The sequence below is a fragment of the Rhodococcus sp. MH15 genome, assembly GCF_019266045.1.
Taxonomy (GTDB): domain Bacteria; phylum Actinomycetota; class Actinomycetes; order Mycobacteriales; family Mycobacteriaceae; genus Rhodococcus_F; species Rhodococcus_F qingshengii.
Genome location: NZ_LPNP01000061.1, coordinates 71581 through 98393, shown reverse-complemented (window position 1 = coordinate 98393; position 26813 = coordinate 71581). Strand labels below are relative to the sequence as shown.

Annotated in this window: 21 protein-coding genes; 10 read left to right on the top strand and 11 right to left on the bottom strand. The window is 64.2% G+C overall.

Translation table 11 applies throughout. The features are described from left to right. Positions 1-121: 121 nt before the first annotated feature. On the top strand, positions 122-646 hold the full coding sequence (locus ATN37_RS08540; protein ID WP_003944789.1) for a hypothetical protein: 525 nt from the start codon (positions 122-124) through the stop codon (positions 644-646). A 64-nt stretch (positions 647-710) separates the two neighbouring features. On the opposite strand, the gene ATN37_RS08535 is transcribed toward ATN37_RS08540, so the two are convergent. Next, positions 711-1685: a tRNA (adenine-N1)-methyltransferase gene (locus tag ATN37_RS08535; RefSeq protein ID WP_218960111.1), complete on the bottom strand. Its 975-nt coding sequence runs from the start codon at positions 1683-1685 to the stop codon at positions 711-713. An 87-nt stretch (positions 1686-1772) separates the two neighbouring features. On the opposite strand from ATN37_RS08535, the gene ATN37_RS08530 reads away from it, so the two are divergent. Together ATN37_RS08530 and ATN37_RS08525 are read left to right on the top strand one after the other, a co-directional pair. Next, positions 1773-2663, top strand: a complete 891-nt coding sequence (locus ATN37_RS08530) for a RecB family exonuclease (protein WP_372482296.1) — start codon at positions 1773-1775, stop codon at positions 2661-2663. Between the two features lies 1 nt (position 2664). Next, positions 2665-3474 (top strand): thioesterase family protein, encoded by an 810-nt coding sequence (locus tag ATN37_RS08525; RefSeq protein ID WP_003944950.1) that lies wholly within the window; start codon positions 2665-2667, stop codon positions 3472-3474. Between the two features lie 46 nt (positions 3475-3520). On the opposite strand, the gene hisG is transcribed toward ATN37_RS08525, so the two are convergent. The 6 genes from hisG to metH all read right to left on the bottom strand — a co-directional run bounded on the left by hisG (position 3521) and on the right by metH (position 10844). Then, a complete protein-coding gene (gene hisG, locus ATN37_RS08520; protein WP_003944905.1) occupies positions 3521-4372 on the bottom strand; it encodes an ATP phosphoribosyltransferase in 852 nt (283 codons plus the stop codon). 97 nt (positions 4373-4469) lie between these two features. Beyond that, on the bottom strand, positions 4470-4733 hold the full coding sequence (locus tag ATN37_RS08515) for a phosphoribosyl-ATP diphosphatase (protein ID WP_003944933.1): 264 nt from the start codon (positions 4731-4733) through the stop codon (positions 4470-4472). A 59-nt stretch (positions 4734-4792) separates the two neighbouring features. Then, the gene (locus ATN37_RS08510) at positions 4793-5653 is read right to left on the bottom strand and encodes a pseudouridine synthase (protein ID WP_047270562.1); all 861 of its coding nucleotides are present in this window, start codon (positions 5651-5653) and stop codon (positions 4793-4795) included. A gap of 57 nt (positions 5654-5710) precedes the next feature. Continuing rightward, complete coding sequence (locus tag ATN37_RS08505) at positions 5711-6571, bottom strand: rhodanese-related sulfurtransferase (protein WP_042450983.1); 861 nt, start codon at positions 6569-6571, stop codon at positions 5711-5713. Positions 6572-6583: 12 nt separating this feature from the next. Continuing rightward, a complete protein-coding gene (locus ATN37_RS08500) occupies positions 6584-7282 on the bottom strand; it encodes an HAD family phosphatase (RefSeq protein WP_007729900.1) in 699 nt (232 codons plus the stop codon). After that, positions 7275-10844 carry a methionine synthase gene (gene metH / locus ATN37_RS08495; RefSeq protein WP_047270513.1) on the bottom strand — a complete coding sequence of 1190 codons (3570 nt, stop codon included), beginning with the start codon at positions 10842-10844 and terminating at the stop codon, positions 7275-7277. Before metH ends, ATN37_RS08500 begins: the two co-directional genes overlap by 8 nt. 168 nt (positions 10845-11012) lie before the next feature. Between metH and ATN37_RS08490 the strand changes: the two genes are divergently transcribed. From ATN37_RS08490 to ATN37_RS08465, 6 genes are all read left to right on the top strand, one after another. Beyond that, the gene (locus ATN37_RS08490) at positions 11013-11867 is read left to right on the top strand and encodes a PAC2 family protein (RefSeq protein WP_232330052.1); all 855 of its coding nucleotides are present in this window, start codon (positions 11013-11015) and stop codon (positions 11865-11867) included. Further along, positions 11864-13024, top strand: coding sequence for an MFS transporter (locus ATN37_RS08485; RefSeq protein WP_050655280.1), 1161 nt, complete (start codon positions 11864-11866; stop codon positions 13022-13024). Before ATN37_RS08490 ends, ATN37_RS08485 begins: the two co-directional genes overlap by 4 nt. A gap of 146 nt (positions 13025-13170) precedes the next feature. Beyond that, positions 13171-14256 (top strand): hypothetical protein, encoded by a 1086-nt coding sequence (locus tag ATN37_RS08480; RefSeq protein ID WP_081557899.1) that lies wholly within the window; start codon positions 13171-13173, stop codon positions 14254-14256. A gap of 33 nt (positions 14257-14289) precedes the next feature. Next, positions 14290-15795 (top strand): TIGR02677 family protein, encoded by a 1506-nt coding sequence (locus tag ATN37_RS08475; RefSeq protein WP_081557900.1) that lies wholly within the window; start codon positions 14290-14292, stop codon positions 15793-15795. Then, positions 15792-17234, top strand: a complete 1443-nt coding sequence (locus ATN37_RS08470) for a TIGR02678 family protein (protein WP_058226710.1) — start codon at positions 15792-15794, stop codon at positions 17232-17234. Before ATN37_RS08475 ends, ATN37_RS08470 begins: the two co-directional genes overlap by 4 nt. Then, positions 17231-21406: a TIGR02680 family protein gene (locus ATN37_RS08465; RefSeq protein ID WP_064688180.1), complete on the top strand. Its 4176-nt coding sequence runs from the start codon at positions 17231-17233 to the stop codon at positions 21404-21406. The genes ATN37_RS08470 and ATN37_RS08465 overlap by 4 nt, the downstream gene beginning before the upstream one ends. 57 nt (positions 21407-21463) lie before the next feature. On the opposite strand, the gene mshC is transcribed toward ATN37_RS08465, so the two are convergent. Together mshC and ATN37_RS08455 are read right to left on the bottom strand one after the other, a co-directional pair. Beyond that, positions 21464-22705, bottom strand: a complete 1242-nt coding sequence (mshC, locus tag ATN37_RS08460) for a cysteine--1-D-myo-inosityl 2-amino-2-deoxy-alpha-D-glucopyranoside ligase (protein ID WP_064688179.1) — start codon at positions 22703-22705, stop codon at positions 21464-21466. Positions 22706-22715: 10 nt separating this feature from the next. Further along, positions 22716-24806 carry an MMPL family transporter gene (locus tag ATN37_RS08455; RefSeq protein WP_374103514.1) on the bottom strand — a complete coding sequence of 697 codons (2091 nt, stop codon included), beginning with the start codon at positions 24804-24806 and terminating at the stop codon, positions 22716-22718. 127 nt (positions 24807-24933) lie between these two features. Here ATN37_RS08455 and ATN37_RS08450 point away from each other — a divergent pair, with 127 nt between their 5' ends. After that, a complete protein-coding gene (locus tag ATN37_RS08450) occupies positions 24934-25392 on the top strand; it encodes a MarR family winged helix-turn-helix transcriptional regulator (protein ID WP_218695006.1) in 459 nt (152 codons plus the stop codon). Here the strand turns inward: ATN37_RS08450 and ATN37_RS08445 are convergent. After that, complete coding sequence (locus ATN37_RS08445) at positions 25389-26195, bottom strand: SCO1664 family protein (protein WP_003946172.1); 807 nt, start codon at positions 26193-26195, stop codon at positions 25389-25391. The genes ATN37_RS08450 and ATN37_RS08445 overlap by 4 nt on opposite strands. A 4-nt stretch (positions 26196-26199) precedes the next feature. Next, a complete protein-coding gene (locus ATN37_RS08440; RefSeq protein ID WP_003946200.1) occupies positions 26200-26799 on the bottom strand; it encodes a DUF3090 domain-containing protein in 600 nt (199 codons plus the stop codon). Positions 26800-26813: the final 14 nt, after the last annotated feature.

Sequence of the window (26813 nt, the reverse complement as noted above, 5' to 3'; positions counted from 1 at the left end):
GTGCGAATTCACACCTGCGCGCGGACCGTGCCGACTGGTCTCGAGCCAGATTTTGGTCATGTTAGCCTTGCCTACAAGATGGAGACAGCGCCTGTCTCTCTTTACAACGAAAGGTAACGCTGTGATCATCCGCAAGACTCTCATCAGCGCTTGTGCTGTCGCTGCCGTCCTGACCATGGGTGCATGCAGCTCGGACGACAACAAGGATTCGACGGCTGCAAGTTCTACTTCCGCCGCCGCCTCGAGCACCACGGCCAAGGCCTCGGCTTCCGCCACGACGTCAGCTGCCGCTGCCGCTGCCGCTCCGACGGCCGAGGAGCTCAACGCTTCGCTCGTCGCTCTGATCGATCCGGCCAAGCCGATCGAGGAGAAGACCGCTCTGGTGGTCGACGGAACCAAGCGTCAGGCCAACATCGAGACGATGAGTGCTGCACTGGGCGGTAACCCGGCCTACGCGATCACGTTCAACGTGGACAACGTCAAGGTCGACGGTCAGACCGCAACCGCAGACGTCGCCGTCGTCAGCCCGCACGGCGCCGCCCCGGCCACCCCGTGGACCTGGGAGCTCGAAGACGGCTCCTGGAAGCTGTCCGACACCTCGGCTTGCGTGCTCCTGGAAATGGGCCGCGCTTCCTGCACCGCATAACTTCCAGCTACTACAAGAGCGGCGATCCGGATACCGGATCGCCGCTCTTGTTGTTTTCGTGTGACTACTTGGCCGCGGTGTTCGAGCCCTTGCCCGCACGCCGCTGCGGCTTCGGGGTGACAGTTCCTTCGGCGAGACGACGAGCGCTCACGAGGAACGCGGTGTGGCCTTGCATCCGATGTTCGGGGCGCACCGCCAATCCGACGACGTGCCAACCGCGCACGATCGATTCCCACGAGCGTGGCTCGGTCCAGCATTCCTGCTCGCGCATCGCCTCGACGACCTTCGAGAGCTGAGTAACGGTCGCGACGTAGACGATCAACACGCCGCCCGGCACGAGTGCCTTCGAGACGGCGGGCAGGACGTCCCACGGGGCCAGCATGTCGAGGACGACGCGATCGACCTTGCCTCCGTGCGCTTCCGGATCGAACTCGGCGAGATCGGCGATGGTCAGTTCCCAGTTCGGCGGACGTTCCCCGAAGAAGGTCTCGACGTTGCGAACCGCATGTTCGGCATGATCGTCGCGGACCTCGTAGGAGATGACCTTGCCCTCGGGTCCGACGGCACGCAGCAGCGAACATGTCAGTGCGCCGGAGCCGGCTCCGGCCTCGAGCACGCGTGCTCCTGGGAACACGTCGCCTTCGTGGACGATCTGAGCTGCGTCCTTCGGGTAGATGACCTGGGCACCGCGCGGCATGGACAGCACGTAGTCCACCAGCAGGGGGCGCAGTGCGAGATAGGGCGTGCCGTTGACCGACTTGACGACGCTGCCCTCGTCGGCACCGATCAGATCGTTGTGAACGATTCCGCCCTTGTGGGTGTGGTATTCGCGGTTCGCCTCGAGAACGATCGTGTAGTGGCGTCCCTTGCCGTCGGTCAGCTGTACTCGGTCGCCGACGCGGAACGGACCTGACGGCCGCTTGCCCGGCGCAGTGAGATCAGCTTCTGGAAGCTCTTGTTCGGGAATCTCGGCGACAGCGGACTGCGCAACCTCATCCACTTCGGTCGTGCCTTCTTCTGGTTGCAGCTCGTTCGCCATGCGCAGATGATCCCTGTTCGCTTGTTTCCGGTGTCCTCGCCACCGGCTCCGACGGAGTTGTCGGACCAACCGCATAGCCTGCCAGGTGTGAGCTCTGTCGAATTGCCAACCCCCACTCCAACGGGTGCAACATCACACGAGCGCCCGCGTAGTCGGCCGGCGCTCTCTCCGTCTCGGGCGGGTGACTACAAACAATGCCCCCTGCTCTATCGCTTCCGAGCAGTCGACAAAATTCCGGAAACGCCAACCAGAGCCCAGGTCAGAGGCACCGTCGTACACGCGGCACTGGAAGCACTGTTTGCACTCCCGACCGGTCACCGGGTTCCGGATCGCGCAGCCGAACTCGTCCGTCCCGCGTGGGAACGTGTCAGTGCCGAGTCTCCCGAGGCCGCTGACCTTGTTCCGGAGGGCGAGCTGGATTCGTTCCTCGACGAAGTCGGCAAGCTCGTCGCGACGTACTACACGCTCGAAGATCCCACTCGATTCGATGCCGAGGCGTGCGAGGTCTACGTCGAGACCGAATTGGAGAACGGCGTTCGACTCCGCGGCTTCGTCGACCGGATAGACGTTGCACCGACGGGTGAGGTGCGGGTGGTCGACTACAAGACCGGAAAAGCGCCTCGCGAGTTCACCGAATCCAAGGCGCTCTTCCAGATGAAGTTCTACGCGCTCGTACTGCTGCGCACTCGCGGAATCGTTCCCGCACAACTGCGCCTGATCTATCTGGCCTCCGGCTCGATTCTCACGTACGCCCCGGATCACGACGAGCTCATCCGATTCGAGCGAACCCTCTCCGCCATCTGGAGAGCGATCCTCGCAGCAGGTGCGACCGGAGACTTCAGACCCAAGCCTGGCAAACTGTGCGACTGGTGCGATCACAAGTCACTGTGCCCCTCGTTCGGCGGAACACCTCCGCCCTATCCAGGTTGGCCGGACCTGCTGAGCACCGAACCTGTTGCCGCAAAGGAGAATTCATAACATGACGGACAGTTCGTACTACCGCTACCTCGGAACGACGGAGGAAGGGCACGAGCGGTTCGCGAGCACGCAGGCAACTGTCAGCATCTGGGGCCCGACACTGCAGCACGGCGCTCCCCCGTCGGCGCTGTTGGTACGAGCCCTCGAGCGGTGCGGTGCGCGCGACGAAACCCGTCTGACGCGCGTCGTCGTCGAGATTCTCGGACCGATTCCGATTGCCGACCTCGAAGTCCGGTCCTGGATCGAACGACCCGGTCGCCGAATCGAATTGATCGTCGCCGAACTGTGGGCAACCACCGCCGACGGATCTGCACGCGCGGTTGCGCGCGGTACGGCGTGGCGGATGGAGACGGTGGATACCGGCGACGTCGTCCACGTAGTCGATCCCCCGCTCGAACCCCGCGACAGCGGCACCCCGGGCGTTCTCGAGGGTCTGTGGAGCGTCGGCTATCTCAAGACCCTCGACTGGTCCTGGATTGCTCCGATCGGGTGCGTGGGAACCGGGAAGGTATGGGCGCGCCCCAAGCCAGAGCTGGTCGAGGGTGAGAAGATGTCTGCTCTCGAGCGTTTGTTCGCGGTGGCCGACATCTCAAACGGGGTCGGCGCCAAGCTCGACCCGGAGCACTGGACGTTCCTCAACACAGATCTCACGGTGCATATCTTCCGTGTGCCCGAGGGAGAGTGGGTCGGTGTCGCCGCCGAAACCACAACGGGTCCGGACGGCGTCGGCATGTGCGCGGGCGTGCTCTACGACGAGCAGGGTGCCGTGGGCCGTATCGCCCAGACTTTGCAGATTCGCGCCCGTTCCTGATTTCCAGGAACGGGCGCGAATGCGCGTAAATCTATTTAGGCAGTGATCAGAAAGCGCGTACCGAGCGGATGTTCGACGCGAGGATGGCCTTGGCACCGAGTTCGGCCAAGGCATCCATCACCTGGTTGTGTCCCTTGATCGGGACCATCGCGCGAACCGCGACCCAGTCGGGATCGGCCAACGGCGAGAGGGTCGGCGATTCCATACCCGGAGTCATCTTGATGGCGTCGTCGAGGATGGTGCGCGGGCAGTCGTAGTCGATCATCAGATTCTGCTGCGCGAAGACAATTCCGCGTACGCGTTCGATGAGCTGGTTGCGGGCGGGATCGTCCTGCGGAGCGCCGGTGCGCTCGATCAGGACACCTTCGGAATCGCAGAGCGATTCACCGAAAGCCACGAGGTTGTGTTGGCGGAGAGTACGACCCGATCCGACCACGTCGGCGATCGCGTCGGCGACGCCGAGCTGAATCGAGATTTCCACTGCTCCGTCGAGACGGATGACGGTGGCGTCGAGTCCGCGATCTGTGAGGTCCTTACGGACCAGGTTCGGGTACGACGTTGCAATGCGCAGGCCGGACAGATCCTCGACGGCCCAGTCCTTGCCGGCCGGTGCTGCGTAACGGAACGACGAACGGCCGAAGCCCAGTGACAGACGCTCGGATACGGGAGCACCCGAGTCGCCGGCGAGATCACGACCGGTGATGCCGAGATCCAGCTCACCGGAGCCGACGTAGATCGCAATGTCCTTGGGGCGCAAGAAGAAGAACTCGACCTGATTGGCCGGATCGAGGACTGTCAGATCACGGGAATCGGTGCGTCGACGGTAGCCGGCCTCGCTGAGAATCTCGGCGGCGGACTCGGACAGTGAGCCTTTGTTGGGAACTGCTACGCGCAGCATGGTGGATGTCCTTTCGGAAGGTGTGGGTGACGTGAGACGACATGAATCGGAAGCCCTGGACGAGCGAGACGGAGTACATCTCGCTGGTCAGCTCCGATCACAGATGTCGGTACACGTCCTCGAGGGTCAGTCCGCGACCGACCATCAACACCTGCGTCCAATACAGCAGCTGGGAAATTTCCTCGGCTAGCTGCTCATCGCTCTGGTATTCCGCAGCGATCCACACTTCACCGGCTTCCTCGATGACCTTTTTGCCCTGAGCATGCACACCGGCGTCGAGGGCGGCGACAGTGCCGGACCCCTCGGGGCGAGTAGCAGCGCGCTCGGTCAATTCGGCGAACAAGGATTCGAAGGTCTTCACGGGTAGCTATTCTTTCACGAGGACGGAAGCGGTTTTCACACGCCCACGAACAGCGGTGTTCACAGGCCTGCGTCGAGGCTGCGCGAACTCACGAACCTGCGGGTCTGCCCGGTGATCGGATCCGGGTACTCCAACGCTCGCGCCAACAATCGCAACGGAGTCGAGAAGTCACCGGGCACTGCGGGCAGATACTCCGGATAGTAGTTGTCACCGACGATCGGGACGCCCAGCGAGTTGAGGTGCAGCCGAAGCTGATGGGTCCGGCCGGTCCGTGGGAGCAACCTGTATCGCCCGAGCGTCCGGCCGGCCGAGTCGGTGATCACCTCGATCAGTTCGATCGAGGTCTCACTGTTCGGCTCGCCCGCGATTTCGGTAGCCGTCATCTCGCCGTGAACTTTGTTGATGCGACTGCGCACCGTGCGAGGGAAAGTCAGTTCCGGATCGAAGCCCGCAATCGCCTCGTACTCCTTGACGATCCGCTGCTCGGCAAAAAGTTCCTGGTACGGCCGTCGTAGGTCCGGTGTCACGGTGAACACGATGACACCCGCCGTCATCCGGTCGAGGCGGTGAACTGGCGCAAGATCCGGAAGGTCCAGGTCACGGCGCAGGCGCACGACTGCGCTTTCGACGATGTGCGCTCCCCGTGGAATGGTCGCCAGGAAGTGCGGTTTGTCGATCACGAGAATCGAGTCGTCGCGGTACAAGATCTCGATCTCGTGCGGAACCGGAATCTCGGGGGCCGGCTCGCGGTAGAAGTACACGAACCGGGTCGGCTGATAGGGCGTTCGGCTCGTGATCTTCCGCCCGTGCTCGTCGACGACGTCCCCGGCGCTGACGAGGTCCGCCCACAGGTCCCGCTCCCCGGGATGCTCGCCGACCAGGTGCTCGAGGACGGTCCGCGCCGACGACTCCGCCGGCATCCGCAGCCGGTCAGGTCCGAGACCGTTTCGGATCGGCAACGGAGCCTTGGGCACAGCTCAGTCCTGCTCGAGGTCTGGTGAACAACTCTCGCAGAGCAATTCGAGGGTTCGGCCGTCGCCATCGATCCGGTTGCGGTACCGCGGGGTCGGAGTACCACAATCGACACACACGCCGAGTGTCTTGGCTTCGGATGAGAACTCGATGTTCATCCGCTTGTCGAACACGTACAGGGAACCGTCCCAGAGGCCGCGGTCGCCGAAAGTCTCGCCGTAACGGACGATTCCGCCGTCCAACTGATAGACCTCGTCGAAGCCACGTGAGCGCATCAGCGAAGACAACACCTCACAGCGCACTCCGCCGGTGCAGTACGTGACCACGGCTTTGCCCTTGAGATGGTCGTATTTGCCACTGTCGAGTTCGTTGACGAAATCCCGAGTGGTGGCGACGTCCGGAACTATCGCATCTCGGAAACGGCCGATCTCGGCTTCGAAGGCATTGCGCCCGTCGAAGAACACGACGTCGTCACCGCGAGTGTCGACGAGTTCGTGTAGTTCCTTGGGCACCAGGTGAACTCCTCCGCCGACCACACCGTTCTCGTCGACTTTCAGCTCGTCGGGGGCACCGAACGTCACGATCTCCGAGCGTGCCTTGACACTCAGACGAGGGAAATCGTTCCCGAGGCCGTCCGACCACTTGATGTCAGCGGTACGGAAGGGTTCGTAACCACGCGTACCACGGACATATCGCTTGACATCCTCGATGTCTCCGCCGACCGTCGCGTTGATCCCGTGCGGCGAGACGATGATCCGGCCCGTCAGGTTGTTGGACTCGGCCAGGCTGTGCTGCCACAGCTTGATCGCTTCCGGGTCCGCCAACGGCGTGAACTGGTAGAAGAGAACAATTTTCGGAATAGCCACAGCAAATCCAGCCTAACGTGCCGCGCTCGAGTGAACGTCGTGAAGATCGTGAATGGACAAGTCCAACAGGGACTCTCGAAACACGCGTCCAGGGCCGGCGGGGACGTCGACCTCACACGGAACGACGAGCACCGCGCAACCCGCAGCGCTGGCCGACGCCGTGCCGGTCGGCGAGTCCTCGATCGCGAGGCACTGCGCAGGCTCGAGTCCGAGCAGATGCGCGCCGCGCAGGTACGGATCCGCTGCCGGTTTCCCGTTGGGGACCTCGTCGCCACACACCGAATGGTCGAAGAACTCACGGCCGAGCATGCCGAGTGCCCGATCTACCAGAACTCGCTCGGTGTTGGTGACCAGTGCCGAACGCAAACCACCGTCACGCACGGTCGACAGTGCGTCGCGAGCACCTGGCCGCCAGGTCACGCCGTCCTCGAACAGATCGCCGACGCGGGTGTACATCCAGTCCTTCGCCTCGGCGATGGCATCGGGATGCTTCTCCAGGCCGAGCGCGTCGAACACCGTCGCAAGGGCGAAGGGACTCGACGCACCGATGACGGCAACGCGTGTCGCTTCCGTCATCGGTCCGCCCAGGCGTAGGGACAGCTCACGAAGCGCGATGTCCCACAGCTTCTCCGAATCGAGCAGGGTGCCGTCCATGTCCCACAGGACACCACCGAGCGTTGATTCGGATACTTCGGTCAACAACTCAGACATTGAAATACTTTGCTTCCGGGTGGTGCAGGACAAAAGCGTCCGTGGACTGCTCAGGATGCAGCTGCAGTTCCTCGGACAATTCGACGCCGATTCGTTCGGGTTCGAGCAACGCAACCAACTTGGCTCGATCCTCGAGATCCGGGCACGCGCCGTATCCGAACGAATAACGAGCGCCGCGGTACTCGAGATCGAAGTAGCCGGCAACCTCGGTGGGATCCTGCTCCGCGACGGTGTGACCCTCGGGAAGCACTAGCTCTTCACGGACGCGTCGATGCCAGTACTCGGCCAGAGACTCCGTGAGCTGGACACCGATTCCGTGAACCTCGAGGTAATCGCGGTACGAGTTCGACGCGAACAACTCGTTGGCGAAGTCCGCGATCGGCTGACCCATCGTCACCAACTGGAACGGGAGGACGTCGACCTGCCCGGTGGCCTCGGCGTCCTTGCGCGAGCGAACGAAGTCCGCGATGCACAGGAAGCGGTCGCGGTGCTGGCGCGGGTAGGTGAACCGGAACCTTTCGGGTGCATCCGGTTTCGGCTCGGTGAGCACGATGACGTCGTCGCCCTCCGAGATCGCCGGGAAGTACCCGTACACGACCGCGGCATGCGCGAGGATGCCCTCGGACGTCAGCCGATCGAGCCAGTACCGAAGTCGCGGACGGCCTTCCGACTCGACCAGTTCCTCGTACGTCGGACCGTCGCCCTTGCGCTGACCGCGAAGGCCCCACTGGCCGAGGAAAAGAGCGCGCTCGTCGAGCAGCCCCGAGTACTCGGACAGCGAGATTCCCTTGACGATGCGCGAGCCCCAGAAGGGAGGTGTCGGCACCGCGATGTCGGTTGCGACATCGGAACGCTCCGGCAGGACCACGGGAACCGCTGCAGCCTTACGCTTTTCGGCGATGCGCTTGGAACGCTCGTGACGTGCCTTACGCTCGGCAGCCTTCTCGCGAGCAGCGATGGCCTCCGGGCTGTCCGGCGCCGGGCCGCCACCACGCTTGGTCGTCATGATCTGGTCCATCAAGTTCAGACCCTCGAAGGCGTCGCGGGCATAGCTGACGTCGCCCTCGTACACCTCCTGCAGGTCGTTCTCGACGTAGGAGCGCGTGAGCGCCGCACCACCGAGCAGAACCGGGAACTTCTCGGCGACTCCGCGTGCGTTGAGTTCCTGGAGGTTTTCCTTCATCACGACAGTGGACTTCACGAGCAGTCCGGACATGCCGATCACGTCGGCTTTCTTGTCCAACGCGACGTCGAGGATGGTCGCGATCGGCTGCTTGATACCGATGTTGACGACCTCGTAGCCGTTGTTGCTCAAGATGATGTCGACCAGGTTCTTGCCGATGTCGTGAACGTCGCCCTTGACGGTCGCGATCACGATGCGACCCTTGCCGTCCTCGTCGCTCGCTTCCATGTGCGGTTCGAGGAATGCCACGGCAGCCTTCATGACCTCGGCCGACTGCAACACGAACGGCAACTGCATCTGTCCGGAGCCGAACAGCTCGCCGACGGTCTTCATGCCCGAGAGCAAGGTCTCGTTGATGATGGCCAGCGGAGGCTTGATCGTCATCGCCTCGGTGAGGTCGTCGTCGAGGCCGTTGCGCTCGCCGTCGACGATGCGGCGTTCGAGCCGGTCGAACAACGGAAGTCCCGCCAGTTCCTGCGCACGGGACTCGCGCGCCGACGCAGCCGAGACACCCTCGAACAGAGCCATCAGCTTCTGCAGCGGGTCGTACCCCTCGCTACGACGGTCGTAGACGAGGTCGAGTGCGGTTTCACGCTGCTCGTCAGGAATTCGGGCCATCGGCAGAATCTTGGACGCATGAACGATCGCCGTGTCCAGACCTGCCTCGGTGCACTCGTGCAGGAACACCGAGTTGAGGACCTGCCGTGCGGCCGGGTTCAAACCGAACGAGATGTTCGAGATACCCAGGGTGAAGTGGAGTTCCGGGTACGCAGCCTTGAGCTGACGGATGGCTTCGATGGTCTCGATGCCGTCGCGTCGCACCTCTTCCTGACCGGTGGAGATGGGGAAGGTCAAGGCGTCGACGATGATGTCGGACTCGGCGAGTCCCCAGTTTCCCTTGATGTCCTCGATCAGACGCTTGGCGATGGCGACCTTCGTCTCGGCGGTGCGAGCCTGGCCCTCTTCGTCGATGGTCAGGGCGACGACCGCCGCGCCGTGCTCCTTGACCAGAGTCATGATCTTGTGGAAACGCGATTCGGGGCCGGCGCCGTCTTCGTAGTTGACGGAGTTGACGGCGCAGCGGCCACCGAGGTGCTCGAGGCCGGCTTGCAGCACGGCAGGCTCGGTGGAGTCGAGCATGATCGGCAGCGTCGAGGACGTCGCCAGGCGGCTGGCAAGTTCCGACATGTCGGCGGCACCGTCGCGGCCCACGTAGTCGACGTTGAGGTCGAGCATGTGTGCGCCGTCGCGGGTCTGGTCCTTGGCGATGTCCAGGCACTTCTGGTAGTCCGCGGAGAGCATCGCCTCGCGGAAAGCCTTGGAGCCGTTGGAGTTCGTGCGTTCGCCGATCATCAGGATGCTGGCGTCCTGCTCGAACGGCACCGCCGAGTACAGCGAAGAGGTGCTCGGCTCGTGGATCGGCGTGCGCTGGGCCTTCTCGACCTGACGAACCGCGTCGGCGACCGCGCTGATGTGCTCGGGCGTCGTACCGCAGCAGCCACCGACGAGGCCGAGTCCGAACTCGGAGACGAAACCACTGAGGGCTTCGGCCAATTCGTCGGCAGTCAGCGGATACTCGGCACCCTTGGGGCCGAGCTGCGGCAGGCCGGCATTGGGCATGACCGACACCGGCAGCGTGGAGTACTTGGACAGATGACGGAGATGTTCACTCATCTCGGCCGGCCCGGTGGCACAGTTCAGACCGATCATGTCGATACCGAGTGGCTCGAGTGCCGTCAGCGCCGCACCGATCTCACTGCCCAGGAGCATCGTTCCGGTTGTCTCGACCGTCACGTGCGTGATGATCGGCAACCGCAGTCCGAGTTGCTCCATCGCACGCTGGCTGCCGAGGATTGCAGCTTTCACCTGAAGCAGGTCCTGGCAGGTTTCGACGAGGATGGCGTCGGCGCCACCGTCGATCATGCCGAGCGCAGCTTCGGTGTACGCGTCACGCAGGACTGCGTACGGTGCGTGTCCCAGGCTGGGGAGCTTGGTTCCCGGTCCCATCGAGCCGAGTACGAATCGGGCCATGCCGTCGCGGCCTGGTCCCATCTCGTCCGCTACTTCACGGGCGAGAGCAGTGCCTTTTTCCGCGAGTTCGCGGATCCGGTGAGAGATGTCGTAGTCGGCGAGGTTGGGCAGGTTGCAACCGAAGGTGTTGGTCTCGACGGCATCGGCACCAGCGGCGAAGTACGCACGGTGGATGTCTTTGAGCACGTCGGGACGGGTGTCGTTGAGGATCTCATTGCACCCCTCGAGGCCGAGGAAGTCGTCCAGGGTGAGGTCCGCGGCCTGCAACATGGTGCCCATCGCTCCGTCGCCGATGACAACGCGCTGTTTCAGCGCATCAAGCAGGGCAGAGTTAAATGGGGCAGACATGCCGTCCAGAGTAGTGGGCGCACCGACAAGCTCTGGCCGTAGGCTGGGTGGGTGAGTCCAAGTGAGTTCCCCGTCACTCCCGACGGCCCGGTCGATTTCGATGATTCCGCGGCCTTCGAGAGCCCTGACGGCTTTGCCGTCGACAGCAGCGACCGCCTCGAGGGCGACATCCCTGTCCTACGTGATCCCATCCTCGTTGCAGCTTTCGAGGGCTGGAACGACGCCGGTGACGCAGCCAGCGGTGCGGTCGAACATCTCGAGCTGATCTGGGATGCCCAGCCGCTCGCCGAACTCGATTCAGAGGACTACTACGACTATCAGGTCAACCGCCCCACAGTCCGGCAGGTCGACGGTGTCACTCGCGAAATCGTTTGGCCGGCAACACGTTTGTCGGTCTGTTCGCCTCCTGGCAGCGAGAGCGACATCGTCCTGCTTCGCGGGATCGAGCCCAACATGCGGTGGCGCAGTTTCTGCGAGGATCTGCTCGAGCTGATCGACCAACTGAACGTCAAGACGGTCGTCATCCTCGGCGCCCTGCTCGCCGATACTCCGCACACCCGACCGGTCCCGGTGACGGGCACGGCCTACAGCAGTGAATCCGCCGCCCGATTCAACCTGGAACAGACGCGGTACGAAGGCCCGACGGGCATCACCGGGGTTCTTCAGGACGAGTGCGTTCGTGCTGGTGTACCCGCTATTTCGTTCTGGGCGGCGATTCCGCACTACGTCTCGCAGCCACCCAACCCGAAGGCCACAGTGGCCCTCCTTCAACGAGTCGAGGATGTTCTCGACATCGAGGTCCCACTCGGGGAGCTCCCGGCTCAGTCGGAGGATTGGGAGGAAGCGGTCAACGAAATGACCGCGGACGATGAGGAAATCGGCGAATACGTGCGCACCCTGGAAGAACGGGGAGACGCCGAAACCGACATCAGCGAAGCAATCTCCAAGATCGACGGCGATGCCATCGCCGCGGAATTCGAGCGCTACCTCAGACGGCGAGGCCCCGGCAGCTTCGGACTGTGAGCAAGAACACTCCAGAAGAAGGCGGAAGTACACAGCGCCCACTGCGCCTCCGGCTTCAGCTGATCGCGCTGTACGCCGGCGGGTTCCTCGGCCCGTTCGGCGGCGGCGTGGTTGCTTCGATCCTTCCCGAGATCGGTGACGATCTAGGGGTCGGTCCGTCGGCGGCCGCCTCTTCCCTCACCGCGTACCTGCTCCCCTTCGCCGCTCTGATGTTGGTGTCGGGGACACTCGGGACGCGGTGGGGCAAGGTTCGGACGGTGCGCATCGCTTACGGCGTCTACGTCCTCGCGTCGTTGGCATGCTTCCTCGCCCCGACACTCGAGATCTTCCTTGCCGCCCGGGTACTGCAGGGCTCCGCGAACGCATTCACCACGCCGCTACTGCTTGCCTCGTTGGCGGCCGCAACACCGCAGGCACGGCTGGGTCGAGCCCTCGGAGCCTTCGGCGCTTTCCAGGCCGCAGGGCAGTCGTCGGCTCCGTTGATCGGCGGACTGGCGGCCGAATTCGACTGGCGTCTGGCCTTTCTCGTCATCGCAGTGGTCGCGGGCATTCTGGGAGCCGTCGGACTTCCGAAGTCCGAAGCACCGGCAGCGACCACTCCCGCCCGTCTCCGCGATGCATTACGCCCCGAAGTGCTCCGCATCGGTATCGCTGCATTGCTCGGCTGGGGCGCCCTCGGTGGACTGAGCTTCCTGCTCGCCTTCCGCTTCGAAGACGAGTTCGGGCTGTCCCCCACCGTCCGCGGCCTACTGCTCACCGTCTTCGGCGTGGCCGGCATCCTCTCGGCCCGGCGCATCGGAATCCTCATCGATCGCATCGGCGCACGCTCCTCCGTGATGATCGGCGCCCTGGGCGGAGCAGTTCTGGTCTCCGTCGTCGGCCTTGCCGGCTTGGTGCCGGTGATCGCGATCGCATGGTTTGTCGCAGGCGTCGCGAGCCAGTTCGTGCTGGTCGGCGTCAACGCGGCGGTCCTCGGATCCGCGGGGCCGAACCGTGGCGGCGCCGTGTCCGTCGTCCAAGCGATGCGCTTCGGCGGCGCCGCTCTTGCTCCCCTGGCCCTGACACCGATTTACGACTCTTCGCCTGCCGCGAGCTTCCTGATCCCCGCACTACTGCTCGCCGTCGTCGCTCCCCTGATCATGCCGAAGCAACGCTGATCGGTCTCGGCAATTTCGAATTTGAAGTTGTGTAGGTAGTGAGTTTCTCGGCGAAAGCGACCACCGTTGTCGCGAGGCTGTCGGGTCGAACATTATTCGGAAAATCTTGTGTTTCCGTCGTCGACAGATATTGATACCATTGGAACATGAGCGATTCTGAGTCGGAACCGGAACGGCCGATCGACATTTTTCGGCGATCGGTTGCCGTCATCGAAGAAAATTTGCCTCCTACCTGGTCTTTGTCGACACAGCGCTCCCCCGACCTGTCCGAGGCACCACTCCGACTCGACCTCCGCTCCCCTGACGGCGCGGTGGCCAAATTCGGCGTCTACGCCGCTCACGGTGTCCTGAGCAGCGACGTTCCCGGTATCGCCGATCGCTTCCCCACCGGTCAACCCGGCTTCGTGTGCGCAAAATATCTGTCCGAGCCGGTTCGCCGGCAGCTCGATTCCCACGCGATTTCGTACGCAGACGCCACGGGCAACGTGTCGTTGACCGCTGATCGACCCGCCGTCTGGGTGCGTGGACGCGGAGCCGACGCCGATCCGTGGCGGGGGCCCGGACGTCCTTCCGGACAGCTGACGGGTGATCCGTCAGCTCGCGTCGTGCGTGCGCTTGCCGATTTCGCGGCGCCACTGGCGATCACTGCCTTGGTGCGCCTGGCCGGTGCATCGACGGGAGCAACCTACCGGGTGGTTCAGACACTGTCGGATCGCGAACTGGTCACCCGGCTCCCCCGCGGCGGAATCGGTGACGTCCGCTGGCCGAAGATGCTTCGTGAATGGGCGGCTGAGGCCGGGGCCAAAGCGCCGACGCCTCACGGCTTTCATGCGCCGGACGGGTTGGAAGCACTCTTCGATCAACTGCGTCAGCTCAGCGGTCACATCTACGCCGGTACCGCCTCGGTGGCCGCCGCACCCTTTGCTCGGTACGCGCCCACTCGACGTGCCCACTTCCATGCCGACAACGTCGATCAGTTCGCCGACGCTCTCGGACTACGGCGTGTGGAATCCGGCGGTGACGTGTGGATCACCGCTCCCCTCTCACCGTCTGCCTTCGACCGATTGCTCACCCGCGACGGCATCCGCATCGTCGCCCCCAGCCAAGCGTTCGCCGATCTGCTGGTCGGCCCGGACTCCGACGAGGCGGCGGCCGAGCACCTGCTCACATGGATGATCGAGAACGAATCGCAGTGGCGACGCGCCGCATCCCCTGCTACGGATCGCCCGTAGGAAAAAGAGGGGGCGTCTCTCGCCTACCCTGTCATGGTGGAAGAAACGAGTGCGCCCGATTACGCCGCGTACGCCGACACCAATCGACTGAAGCTGTTTTCGTTCACGATCGCGGAAAAACGGGCCGAGTACCTCTGGGTACTTCGTGCCTTCGACCATGCTCGCGCCAACTACACCGTCCTGCTGCATGCCGGAGCCGTCGCGCACATCCTCGAGAAGATCGGTGGATCGGATCCGGCGGCCGATCTGTCGGCAGCAGAGGTCACTCCCCTGTTGGATCAGCTCCACGTGTGGGAGATCCTCGAGCGCAGCTACGACGGCACCCGCGCGGCCACGCTGGCCGAGTACCGCAATCGCCACTTCGTCTACCAGTTCGGTCAGGCCGGATACCAGGTCTATCGATCAGTCGAAGACGTTCTCGCCGCACGCCTGGACTCGGCGTCGCTCTCGCGTCTCGCTCTGCCGGACCTGCTCGCAGACATGTCCGAACTCGCCGAGGCCAACCGAAGCTCCGACGGCGATCTGATCTTCCGCAAGCTCAAGCGCCTCGACTCAACACTCTCCGACATGGCTGATCGAGCCGCGCACTTCTATCTGACCCTCGGGGACCTCGTACGGACCACGGAGATCACTCCGCAGGCTTTCCTCACGCACAAGGACGCTCTGCTCACGCACATGCGGGAGTTCAGCTCTGATCTGGCGCGCTACGCCCCCAAGCTCAAGGAAGCGATCGAGCACGTCGAATCCACCGGGGTCGATCGCATGATCCGCCTCGCCGCCGCCAGTGACGAACGGGTGTTCGTCCCGATCTCCGAACGCGAAGACGACTGGGCTGCGCGTTGGCGAGGATTGACCGCCTGGTTCGTCTCCGCGGAATCGGGGATCAGCGAGTCCGAGCGTCTACGTGAGGGCACGATGAGCGCGATCGCCGCGGTTCTGGCGCTCCTTCGCCGCGTCACGGAAACCCGTCGCGGCGGCGTCAGCCGTGAGAGCCAGCTCCGGCACCTCGCCGGCTGGTTCGCCGCCACGCCGTCCGAAGACGCAGCTCATGCTCTGTTCCAGGCAGTGTTCGACCTCGGCCGTCCACGCCACCTCTCGATGGTGCATCCGGACGCCGACATCATTTCTCACTCACGCTCGTGGTGGGAGGCACCGCCGGTCGAGATCGCGCGAACACTCGCCGAAACCGGCCGCCCGCCCTCACCAGGATTGCCGAGCAAGGTCGCCCGCAACGACGGCAGCATCCGCCGTCTGCGCGAAGAGCAATTGGCGGCGCAACGTACGCGCAGCGCCGCGGCGCAATCACTCGCGTCGAACGGTGTTTATCAGCGCGAACTCAACGAGCAGGAGACCGAAGTTTTGCTGAGTCTGCTCAATGCAGCACTGACCGCGCGCGTTCCGGTGGTGGGACGCGTCAAGAGCTCCACCGGTAGCGAGAACGGGGTGAAGCTGACACTCAGTCCCTCGGACGGTTCGACCACCATCAAGACTGCTCGCGGACGAATGCATCTCGACGGCATCGAGGTCAGTGTTCGATGAGAGCTCGCGAGATCACGCCCCTAGCCCTCGACTCGTATCAACGCGCGGCGCGAGTGATCCTGTCCAACCACCTGATCACCTCGACGTACCCGGATCGAATTGCGTTGCCGCTCTTGCGCCGTTGGGCCACCGAACTGCGTGACGACCTACTCGAACTGTTCGGCTACCGCCTCGAGGTGACGGAGACCACCGCGCGCCTGTTCACGGTGTCGGATCGGCTCAACCCGTCAGCACCGGCCAGAACTGCCTCCGAGCGAACCTTCGATCGCACGCGCTACGCGTACCTGGCGTTGTGCCTGGCCGCATTGGGCCGCGCCGGAAACCAGATCACGTTGTCGGAGTTGGCCGATCACGTCGCGGCCGACGCCGCGCAGGTCGACGGCGTCGAACTCTCCACCGATCGTGCGTCCGACCGCGACGCCTTCGTCGACGCAGTGGGCTGGCTCGGAGTCAGAGGCGCCATCGCCCTCGCCGACGGTGACGCAAACGGCTGGGCGTCCAATCCCGAAGCGGGAGAAGCACTCTACGACATCGACCGTTCCGTCGTCGTAGCGCTGTTCCGTCCACCGCGCGCCCTGCAGCACCTTCACTCCATCCGCGGACTCCTGGCCGCCGAGACCTCGAGCGCCTCCGAGGACGACGGAATTCCCGTGGACGCGAAAGAGATCGGACGCCGAGTGCGTCGGGCTCTGGTCGAGCGGCCGGTCGTACTGGCCGGTGAACTCGATCAGCACGAATTGATCGCGTTGGCGCAGCCCAAGACCGCGTCGGAAGTCGAACTACTGACGGGGTTGGTGGCCGAGCGCCGCGCCGAGGGAATCGCGATGATCGATCCCACCGGCCGACTCTCCGACGTCCGCTTCCCGAGCACCGGAACGATCGCTCAGGTGGCACTTCTCCTGGCCGGCGAGATTGCCGACCGCGTACTCGACGTCGACGCTCCTGAACTGCCGAAACTTCCGATCCCGCACGTGTCGGACGATCACCTGATCGAACAACTCGATGCCGCCATCCCCGAGGCCGGGATCTTCGAGGACCTCGCCGACGAGGACGACGACTTCGTGCTGCCCGCCGGCGAACCGGCCGAGCCACCGCCACCCGTCACGTACCCGAAAATCGACGACGACTGGCTCGCCGACAAGGTCACCGAGTTGGTGGACCAGTTCGGGCGAACTTTCGCGGCGCAGTGGCAGGCCGATCACAACGGGCTGCGCAAGCAGGCGCTCGGGTTGCTGCAACGTCTGCGCCTGACGCATGCGGTCGACGGCGGCGTACTGGTGTTGCCCGTCCTTGCCCGGTACCGCGACGTCGTGGTCTCCGTGCGCGAACGCGATCCTCAGATCGACTTCGCGGTGGACAACTCCGCACCGGATCCGGTCGACGAATTCGGCCCCGAACCTTCCCCCAACGGCGAACTATCAGAGGTAGAGAACGTATGAGCAACGCCCGCTTCCGACCTACTCGGGCTGGAATCATCAACCTCTGGGATTACCGAGACCAAGAGTTCTCGTTCGCCGACGGTCGACTGGTTCTGCGGGGACCCAACGGATCCGGCAAGACCAAGGCCCTCGAGGTCCTGTTCCCGTTCGTCTTCGACGGCCGCATCGAACCGCGGCGCCTCAACCCGTTCGCCGGTGAAGAGCGCACGATGAAGTCCAACCTGCTCTACCGGGGCCAGGACAGCGCGCACTCCTACGTGTGGATGGAGTTCTGCCGCGGCTCCCTCGAAGATCCCGAGTCGGTGACCGTGGGAATCGGCATGCGCGCAACACGCACCAACGACAAGGTCACCCGCTGGTACTTCGTCGCCGACGGCCGCGTCGGGGTCGACTTCTCGCTGATCGGCAACGACGATCGCCCCCTGACCAAGAAGCAGCTTGCCGAACAACTCGGCAGCGATGCCATCACCGACCGTCCCCTCGACTACCGCACAGCCATCGACGCGCGGATGTTCGGTCTCGGTGTGCAGCGATACGACCAGCTGATCAACCTCATTCTCACGCTTCGCCGCCCCCAGCTCGCGAAGAACCTCGACCCGAAGGGCCTTTCGCAGGCACTCACCGACGGTCTCCGTCCACTCGACGATCAGTTGGTCCTCGAAGCTGCGCGTTCGTTCAGCGACATGGAGGAAGTCGGCCGCGCGCTCGAGGGGCTCGCGGCCGCCGATCAGGCAGCCCAGAGTTTCATCGGGGTCTACACCAAGTACCTGCGTCAGCAGTCTCGCGGAGAGATCGAACAGGTCAGCACCCGCCTCGCAGCAGTCACCAGAGGCGTTGCCGCCATGGACGAGTCGTCGCTTGCCCAGACCCGCAGCCGTGAGGCCCGGGCAGCAGCCGAGGAGCGCTTCAACCAGGCCGAGCAGGCACTCGAGAACGCGCGCGCCAATGTCGAAGCGTTGCAACGCTCGAGCGCCTACGAAGGCAAACAGCAACTCGACGATCTCGCCCAGGCCGTCTCGACGCTCAAGCTCTCGACCGAGCAGCAGGCAGACAAGTCCCGGAAAGCGCAGGCCGCACTCGCTCAACGCGGCGACGAAGCCGACAAGGCTGCATCGTCAGTCAAGCGTGCGGCCGAAGCACTCTCGCGCGCCGAGGACGAACTTCAGGCAGCAGCCGAGGACGCCGGCATCGTCTGGACTCCCCTGCCCGACGGCTCACGCAGTGACCAGATCACGGCAGCCGTCCGTGGCCATGCCGAGGAGCGTGACGGTGACGTACGCGTCGTCCGCACCGCACTGGCGACCGTCGAGAAGGCGGCGACCGAACGAACCCGGGCCGAAAACAGCTCTCGCCGTGGACAAGAGCTGCTCGAAGCGTCCAAGGCGGCTGTGCTCGAGGGCGAAGCTGCCGTGGAACTCGCACGAAGTCAGTGCGCCAGCGGGCTGCGCGCGTGGTGGACCGATCACTCCTCCCTGTTTTCGGCTGTCGGCGCCGACACGTCGCTGTTCGAAGCTCTCGACGCGGCGCTCGCCGAAGTCGGCGACGAAGACGCTCCGGCGCTGTCCGCAGTTCTCGCCGAGCACACCGAAGCCGGCACCGAGACGCTGCGCGAGCGTCGACGTGAGGCCGAAGCTGAAATATCTGCCTCACACGCCTCCATCGCGGCTCTCAAATCCGAGCGCAAGGCCGTCTCGGCGGAACACGACGACGCTCCGCCTGCCTTCCACGCACGCACCGACAACCGCAGTGAACTGGGTGGTGCACCGCTATGGCAGTTGGTGCGCTTCGCCGATTCCGTCGAACCAGACGTGGCCACGGGAATCGAATCCGCACTCCAAGCGGCAAATCTGCTCGACGGCTGGGTCTGCCCGGACGAGAAGATTCCCGAGCACGTCAGCGAGCAGTTCCTGACGGCTCTGACCGTCAAGCAGCGTCCGAAGGGACGAACGCTGGCCGACGTCCTCCAGGTCGAAGGCAATGCCGACGTACCCGACGCTCGGGTACAGGACATTCTCGCGTCGATCAGTCTCGTCGAGGCGCCGGGCGACTCCGACGCAAGCGTCGCGATCGGCGTCGACGGCCGCTTCTGGCAGGGCGTCGCGCGTGGTCGGCACGTCAAGGCCGATGCCGAGTACATCGGCACCACAGCACGGGCGCGTCGACGCGAAGCTCGGATCACCGAGATCGACGCGGCTCTGGAAGAACTTGCCGCGGCAGTCGATACGGCCAAGGCACTGGTGGCGCAGACCAACGAGCAACTGAGCCGAATCAACTCTGCAGCAAAGGAATTGCCGAAGACAGGTTCGATCCTGCGCGCACTCAAGACGGTCACCGAATCCGCCGGCGCACTCCGTACTCGCTCGGAGGCCACGGAAACGGCACAACGCGAACTCGATGCGGCGATCGCTGATCTCGCGGCGAAGGAAAAGCAACTCCGAGCGACGGCGTCGCAGCACCGGACCCCGCATATCGGCCGTGAACTCGACTCCCTCGCGGCGGCGATCCGTCATTTCGAGAAGCAGGGGGAACTGGCGCTGCGCTGCCGACGGGAGCATGCCAAGGAAGTCGAACTCGAACGCGAGTCTCGCGACCGTCTCGACGAATCACGCGCCAATGCGGAGGAATTCGCCGAGGAAGCCGCCATCGCCGAGGAGAGTCTGCTCCAGCAGGTGCAGCGTCTCGAGACGCTGCGCGACACCCTCGGTGCCAGCGCCGAGCAGATCGACCTGGACCTGGCAAAAGCCCGCGCGAAGATCGAAGAATGCAAGGTCGAACAGCGTGCGGCGCGAAAGGCGTACGACGCTGCCGTCCTCCAGATCGGCACGGCGGAGGGTGCGTACAACACCGCTGTCGAGACTCTTCGGCACACCCTGACCGAAACCCGCAGTGATGCAGAGCGACTCGCACCCTATGCTCGCCCCGACTTGCTGGAATTGTTGGGCGTCAAGGATCACCTGAGCTGGCCGGCCAGTTCAGCGGCGTGGATGAGCCCCGATCAGTTGGTCTACCGCATCCAGAACGAAGATCGCAGCGAGGACGCGGCCCACCCGCCTGTCCTCCCCGAAGACGTCGACAAGTTGTACCGAGCGCTCGAAGCTGCGACCTCGGCAGTCCGAGTCACCGACGGCGCCCGAAAGGCAACCCGCACGGCACTGACCTCGGCGCTGCAGGACTTCGACGCGCAACTCGCAGCAGCCGGACAGGACTACCGTCTGCAGTGGGATGCACCGGATGGGCTGACCGTCGTACGAGTCCAGGACGATCAGGGCTATTCGTCGATCGGCGAGTTCGCAACGCGGATCCACGACGCTCGCGGCGATCAGGAGCAGTTGCTCACCGAATCCGAGCGTCGCATTCTCGAAGATGCCCTGTTGACGGGATTGGCTCAGCAGATCCACGAGCGCACGGTCGACGCACGCGAGTTGATCGCACAGATGGGCACCGAGATGCGTGAGCGTCGGATGTCCTCAGGTAATACCATCGGCGTTCACTGGGTGCTCGCCGACAACCTCGACGACAGCTCGCGGGCGATCTCCAAGCTGCTGGATCGAGACGCGTCGGCCCTCGGCGTCGATGAACTGGCAACTCTGCGAGCACATTTCGCGACGCAGATCCGTACCGCCCGCGCGGCGCACCCCGAACGCTCGTACCCGGAGATTCTGTCCTCGGCGCTCGACTACCGTCAATGGCGCGTGTTCTCGTTCACCCTCATCAGCGGTGAGGGCAAGGAAGACCGTCTTACCGTCGCGCGGCACAGCGCGCTGTCCGGTGGCGAGCAGTCCGTCTCGCTGCACCTTCCTTTGTTCGCCGCGGCGCACGTCATGTTGGACTCGGCCGACCCGCACGCCCCGCGTCTGCTGGCACTCGACGAGGCCTTCGCCGGTGTCGACGACAACGGTCGCAGCGAGCTTCTCGGCTTGAGCGTTCAGTTCGACCTGGACCTCTTCATGACCGGCTACGACCTGTGGATCACGTACGCAGACGTCCCCGGCTGTGCGCACTACGACCTCGCGCACTCCACGGCCGAACAGGCTGTCAGCGCCGCGCTGCTGGTCTGGTCGAACGGTGAGCTGCTCGCCGAGCACGACGGAACGGATCTGGCGAGGGCATTGGGCTCGCCGCTACGGCGCCGGGTGCCGACACCCGCCGAAGGTGCGTTGGACTACGCCTAGAAACTGCTGTGCGCCTTTATTAACCGCGGGCGGTTAATAAAGGCGCACAGCAGGGGTTCAGCGAAGCGAAATACCCAGTAGGGCGTCGACGGCATCGGCGAACTCGCCGGGTGCCTGCGTGTCGGATCCGCCGCCCTCGATGGCGCGGCGGGCCCAACCGTCGAGCGCGTCGAGCGCCTTCGGGGTGTCGAGATCGTCGGCCAGGTGCTGACGCAAACGCGCAACAGTGTCAGTGGCAGACGGCGCAGAACCGAGAGCTGCTGCCTCGCGCCACACCTTCAGGCGCGACTGAGCATCCGCGAGGACCTGATCGGTCCACGCGCGATCCTGGCGGTAGTGGCCGGACAGAAGTCCGAGACGGATTGCCGCTGGGTCCACCCCCTCGCCGCGCAGCTTGGAGACGAAGACCAGGTTTCCGCGACTCTTCGACATCTTCTCGCCGTCGAGACCGATCATGCCGGTGTGCACATAGTGCCGCGCGAATCGGCGATCACCCGTTGCCGATTCGGCATGCGCAGCCGAGAACTCGTGGTGCGGGAAGATCAGATCGCTGCCACCGCCCTGGACGTCGAAGCCGGAGCCGATGCGGTTGAGTGCAATGGCCGCGCATTCGATGTGCCAGCCGGGGCGCCCCGGCCCGAAGGGTGAGGGCCACGAGGGCTCGCCCGGACGCTCCGCACGCCAGACAAGTGCGTCGAGAGGATTGCGCTTTCCGACGCGATCGGGATCTCCGCCGCGTTCGGCAAAGAACCTCTCCATCGTCGCGCGGTCGTAGCCCGACTCGTAGCCGAACTGCTCGGTCGCGTCGGCACGGAAGTAGACGTCGGGGAACTCCGCGTCGTCGACGATGTACGCGGCGCCGGACGCCACGAACTTCTCCACCAACTCCACTACTTCGTTCACCGATTCGACGGCGCCGATGTAGTCCTTCGGCGGAAGCACACGCAGCGCTTCCATGTCCTCGCGGAAGAGAGCCGTCTCACGCATGCCGAGGACGATCCAGTCCTCGCCGTCGCGATTGGCTCGCTCGAACAGCGGGTCGTCCACGTCGGTCACGTTCTGGACGTAGTGGACATCGTGTCCGGCGTCGCGCCAGATGCGGTTCACGAGGTCGAACGTGAGGTACGTGGCCGCGTGGCCGAGGTGGGTGGCGTCGTACGGGGTGATGCCGCAGACGTACATCGTCGCCTTCTCGCCCGGGGTGACGGGGCGAACCTGACGGTCGGCTGTGTCGTACAGCCGCAACGGCGGCCCCTGACCGGGAACGGACGGGAGTGCGGTATCGGACCAAGACTGCATGCTGCCGAGCCTAGTGGAGACTGCTCTGAGGCTGGGAAGGTGCTGGCTGATCCTGCTCCGGTTCGGGCGTCGACGCGAGCTTGCTCGGCCACCAGATCTTCTGACCGATGTCGTAGGTCAAGGCCGGGACCAGCAAGGATCGGACGATCAGAGCGTCGAGCAGGACACCGAACGCCACGATGAACGCGATCTGGGCGAGGAACAACAGAGGGATCACCGCCAACGCCGAGAAGGTTGCTGCCAGAACAACTCCGGCAGATGTGATCACCCCGCCGGTCACCGTGAGTCCCCGCAGAGCACCCGCCCTGGTGCCGATCTTCAGCGCTTCCTCACGCACCCTCGTCATGAGGAAGATGTTGTAGTCGATTCCCAGAGCCACGAGGAACACGAACGCAAAGAGCGGGACCACCGGATCCGCGCCGGGGAAACCGAAGACGTGGTCGAACACCAGCGACGAAATGCCCAGTGTCGCAGCAAACGAGAGCACAACGGTGCCCATGAGAAGCAGCGGTGCGAGAAGCGAACGCAGCAAGAGCGAGAGAATCACGAACACCACGATGATCACCACGGGAATGATGAGTGTCCGGTCCCGTGTCGAGGTGGTCTTCGTGTCGAGGTCGGTCGCAGTGACGCCACCGACCAATGCGTCGGCGCCCTCCACTGAGTGAACTGCATCACGCAGTCGCACGATGGTGTCTTCGGCCTCGAGCGAGTCGGCAGCGTCAGTCAACGTCGCCTGCAGGGAGACTCGCCCGTCGACAACCAGTGGGGCTCCCCCGTTCTGCACGACGCTTACGTCGCTGACACCCTCCACGCGACTGGCTGCCGCAACGGCATCCACTTGGTCTGCATTCGCGATGACCACGGCCGGTGAACCCGAACCCGCGTCGAAGTGCTCGCCGAGAATCTCCTGGCCTGCAACCGAATCGACATCGAGCAAGAAGATGTCGGACGACGAGACACCGCTGGCTTTGAACTGCGGCATCATCATCGCGAAGATCACCAGCACCAGCGTCGACGCCACCCAGAAGCGGCGCGGATGCCTACCGATTCGAGCAGCGAGCCCGGCCCAGAACCGGTGATCGTTCGCCTCGTCGTGGTGCTCGCGGTCGGCATCGAACTTCGGCTTGGTCGGCCAGTACGCCGTCCTCCCGAACAGAACCAGGACAGCAGGTAGGAAGGTCATCGATGCGAGGAAGGACGCGGCGATACCGATGGCGGCCACCGGACCGAGTCCGCGGTTCGAGTTCAGGTCGGAGAGCAACAGGCACAGAACGCCCGCGATGACCGTTCCTGCAGACGCTGCGACAGGTTCGAGCGTCGCGCGCCACGCAGTGCGCATTGCTGCGTACTTGTCCTTCTCGATCCGCAATTCTTCCCGGTAGCGAGAGACCAGCAGTAGCGCGTAGTCGGTGGCGGCACCGAACACGAGGATGAACAGGATGCCCTGGCTCTGACCGTTCAGTGCGATGACGTCCGCGTCCGCGAGCAGATACACGAGCAAGCTCGACAATCCGAGTGCGAAGATCGCCGAGAAGATCACCACGAACGGCAGGATCGGGCTTCGGTAAACGATGATCAGGATCACGATCACGACGGATCCGGCTACCAACAACAGCAATCCGTCGATACCGGCGAATGCTGCCGACAGATCCGCAACCTGCCCAGCGCGGCCCGTGACCTTGACTGTCAGTCCGTCAGGGCTCGACTCCAGCGCCGCGCGCAGCGCTTTCACGCTGTCCTTGACTTCGAGGGTGCTGTCGACCGGCAGGAACATCTGGAGTGCCTGGCCGTCGGCCGACGGGATCGGCGGCGATGAGGCGTCGCCGAATCCTTCGGTACCGACGAACGAATCGACGGTCTGGGAAAGGAAGGTCGAGTCGGCGGGCTCGAGGCCACCCGGTCGTTCCGCCACGATGATGGCCGGCACGAAGCGCGTGTCCGTGAAGCTCTCTTGAAGCTTTGCCACCTCGGTCGCTTCGGCCGACGCGGGCAGGAACGACGTGTTGTCGTTCTGCTGCACCGTGCTGAGCTTTCCGGCGAACGGACCGCCGAATCCTCCGATTGCCAGCCAGCCGATCACGAGGAGAGCTGGCACAATCCATCGAAGGCGACGAACAGGACGATTTTGTACTGGTGTGCTCACTGGGTCTCCAGGGATCGGCAGCAGAGGACTTGCCGACTATTTTGTTCAGCATGCTGAGTAATTGCAAACGGAAGGCAGAAAAATGAGCAGCGACGGCCTGGACGACTGGCCCACCGGCCGGCTGTTGTCCACCGCTGCACGCCTGGTGGAGCACTCGTGGGAGAAGGTCTTGCGGTCTCAGGACATGACGCACGCGGGCCTGATCGTGCTCCACTCGATCGCCGGTGGGGCGGCGTCTCAACGCGACATCGCGAAGAACGCCCGCGTCACCGATCAGACGATGAGCCGCACGATCGACCGTCTCGAACGAGCGGGTTACGTCACTCGTGACACCGATCCGAGGGACGAGCGTCGGCGCGTGATCGCGATAACCGACGCCGGAAGACTGACGTACGAGCGACTACTGACGCTCGAGAAGGAAGATGCGGCGTTGACCGTCGGCGTCGGGGATGTCGCCGCGCTGCGCGAACAACTACTGCGATTGGTTCGCTCACCCGGATTGACGGCAACTCGCGAACAGCAGGAAAAGTCTCGCGACTAGAAGGCCGGCCAGGGAATCGTTCGATGGCCGTTCGGCTCAGGCATCACAGCGGACTCGGCGAACTGCATCGCCCGCACCGCCAAGGCCACGATTTCCTCTTCGGTGATCAGTTCGGACAACTCGTCGCCGAGATCCCCGTCGAGAGTTGTCGCGAATTCGGCGACGTCGGCGATCAAAGCACCGGGTACGGGCTGCCCGGCCCACCCCCACAACACGGTCCGCAGCTTGTTCTCCGAGTGAAGACAGATTCCGTGATCAACGCCGTACACCGAGCCGTCGACGCCTTCGAGAGCGTGACCACCTTTGCGGTCGGCGTTGTTGATGAGGACGTCCAGAACGGCCATTCGCTGCAGCCGTGGATCGTCCGCATGGATCAGGGAGACTGGTTCACCCTCCGAGTCGAAGGCCTGCAGGACCTCGAACCACCCCGGCGGAACGTTGCCGGGACTGCACAGGTCCACCATCTCGAGTCCGCCAGATCCATCCGCGCGGCGATCGACGGTGTCGATCCATCGCTGCACCATGCCTGGACCGAAGGGGCCGTCCCGCAACACTGTTCGCGGAATCACTCCCCAACCCAGCGCCTCGGACACGCGGTACGACGCGACCTCACGCCCCGCCAGAGTGCCGTCCGGGAAATCCCACAGTGGGCGTTCACCCCGCACCGGCTTGTAGACCACACGGGTGGACTGCTCCCCCAGAGTCGACTCACATACCAGCGTGGCGTTGCTCGCTGTGGTGATCTGACCGATCAGAGTCAGATCACCCTCGAGCAGAACGTCCGGCACACCAGGTTCGGACACGACGTCAGACCTCGTCGTCGTCTGCGTCGTCGATCGCGAAACCGAAGGACTCGCCGCGTCGGTACCCATTGGTGCGGATGCAGACGTGCCCCTCGGGCGCCAACGGTTCACCACACAGCGGGCACGGCGCGCGTCCCGCCGCGATGACGCGTTCGGACCGCAGCGAAAACTCGCGCGCTTGCTCCGGAGTCAGGAACACACGGACTGCGTCCGGACCGTCGTCGGCGTCGTCGAGGACAACCGATTCGTCGAACTCCGTCTCGCTGACGGCAAGCAGCTCCACGACGACCGCCCCGGCATCGGCGTCCCAACCGAGCCCCATCGTGCCGACCCGGAACTCCGCGTCGAGTGGTGTGACCAGCGGGCTGAGGTCGGAGACGTCGTCGGCTTGTGGCGGAACCTCGGTTCCGAAGCGTCGATGTACCTCTTCGAGGAGTAAGCCCATGCGATCGGCGAGGACCTGAACCTGCTGCTTCTCTAGCAGCACACTCACCACCCGTGATTCGTGCACGGCCTGGAGATAGAAAGACCTGTCACCGGGTTCGCCCACCGTTCCTGCGACAAATCGGTCAGGAGTGCGAAATACGTGAATCGCGCGCGACATTGCACCTCCTCGAG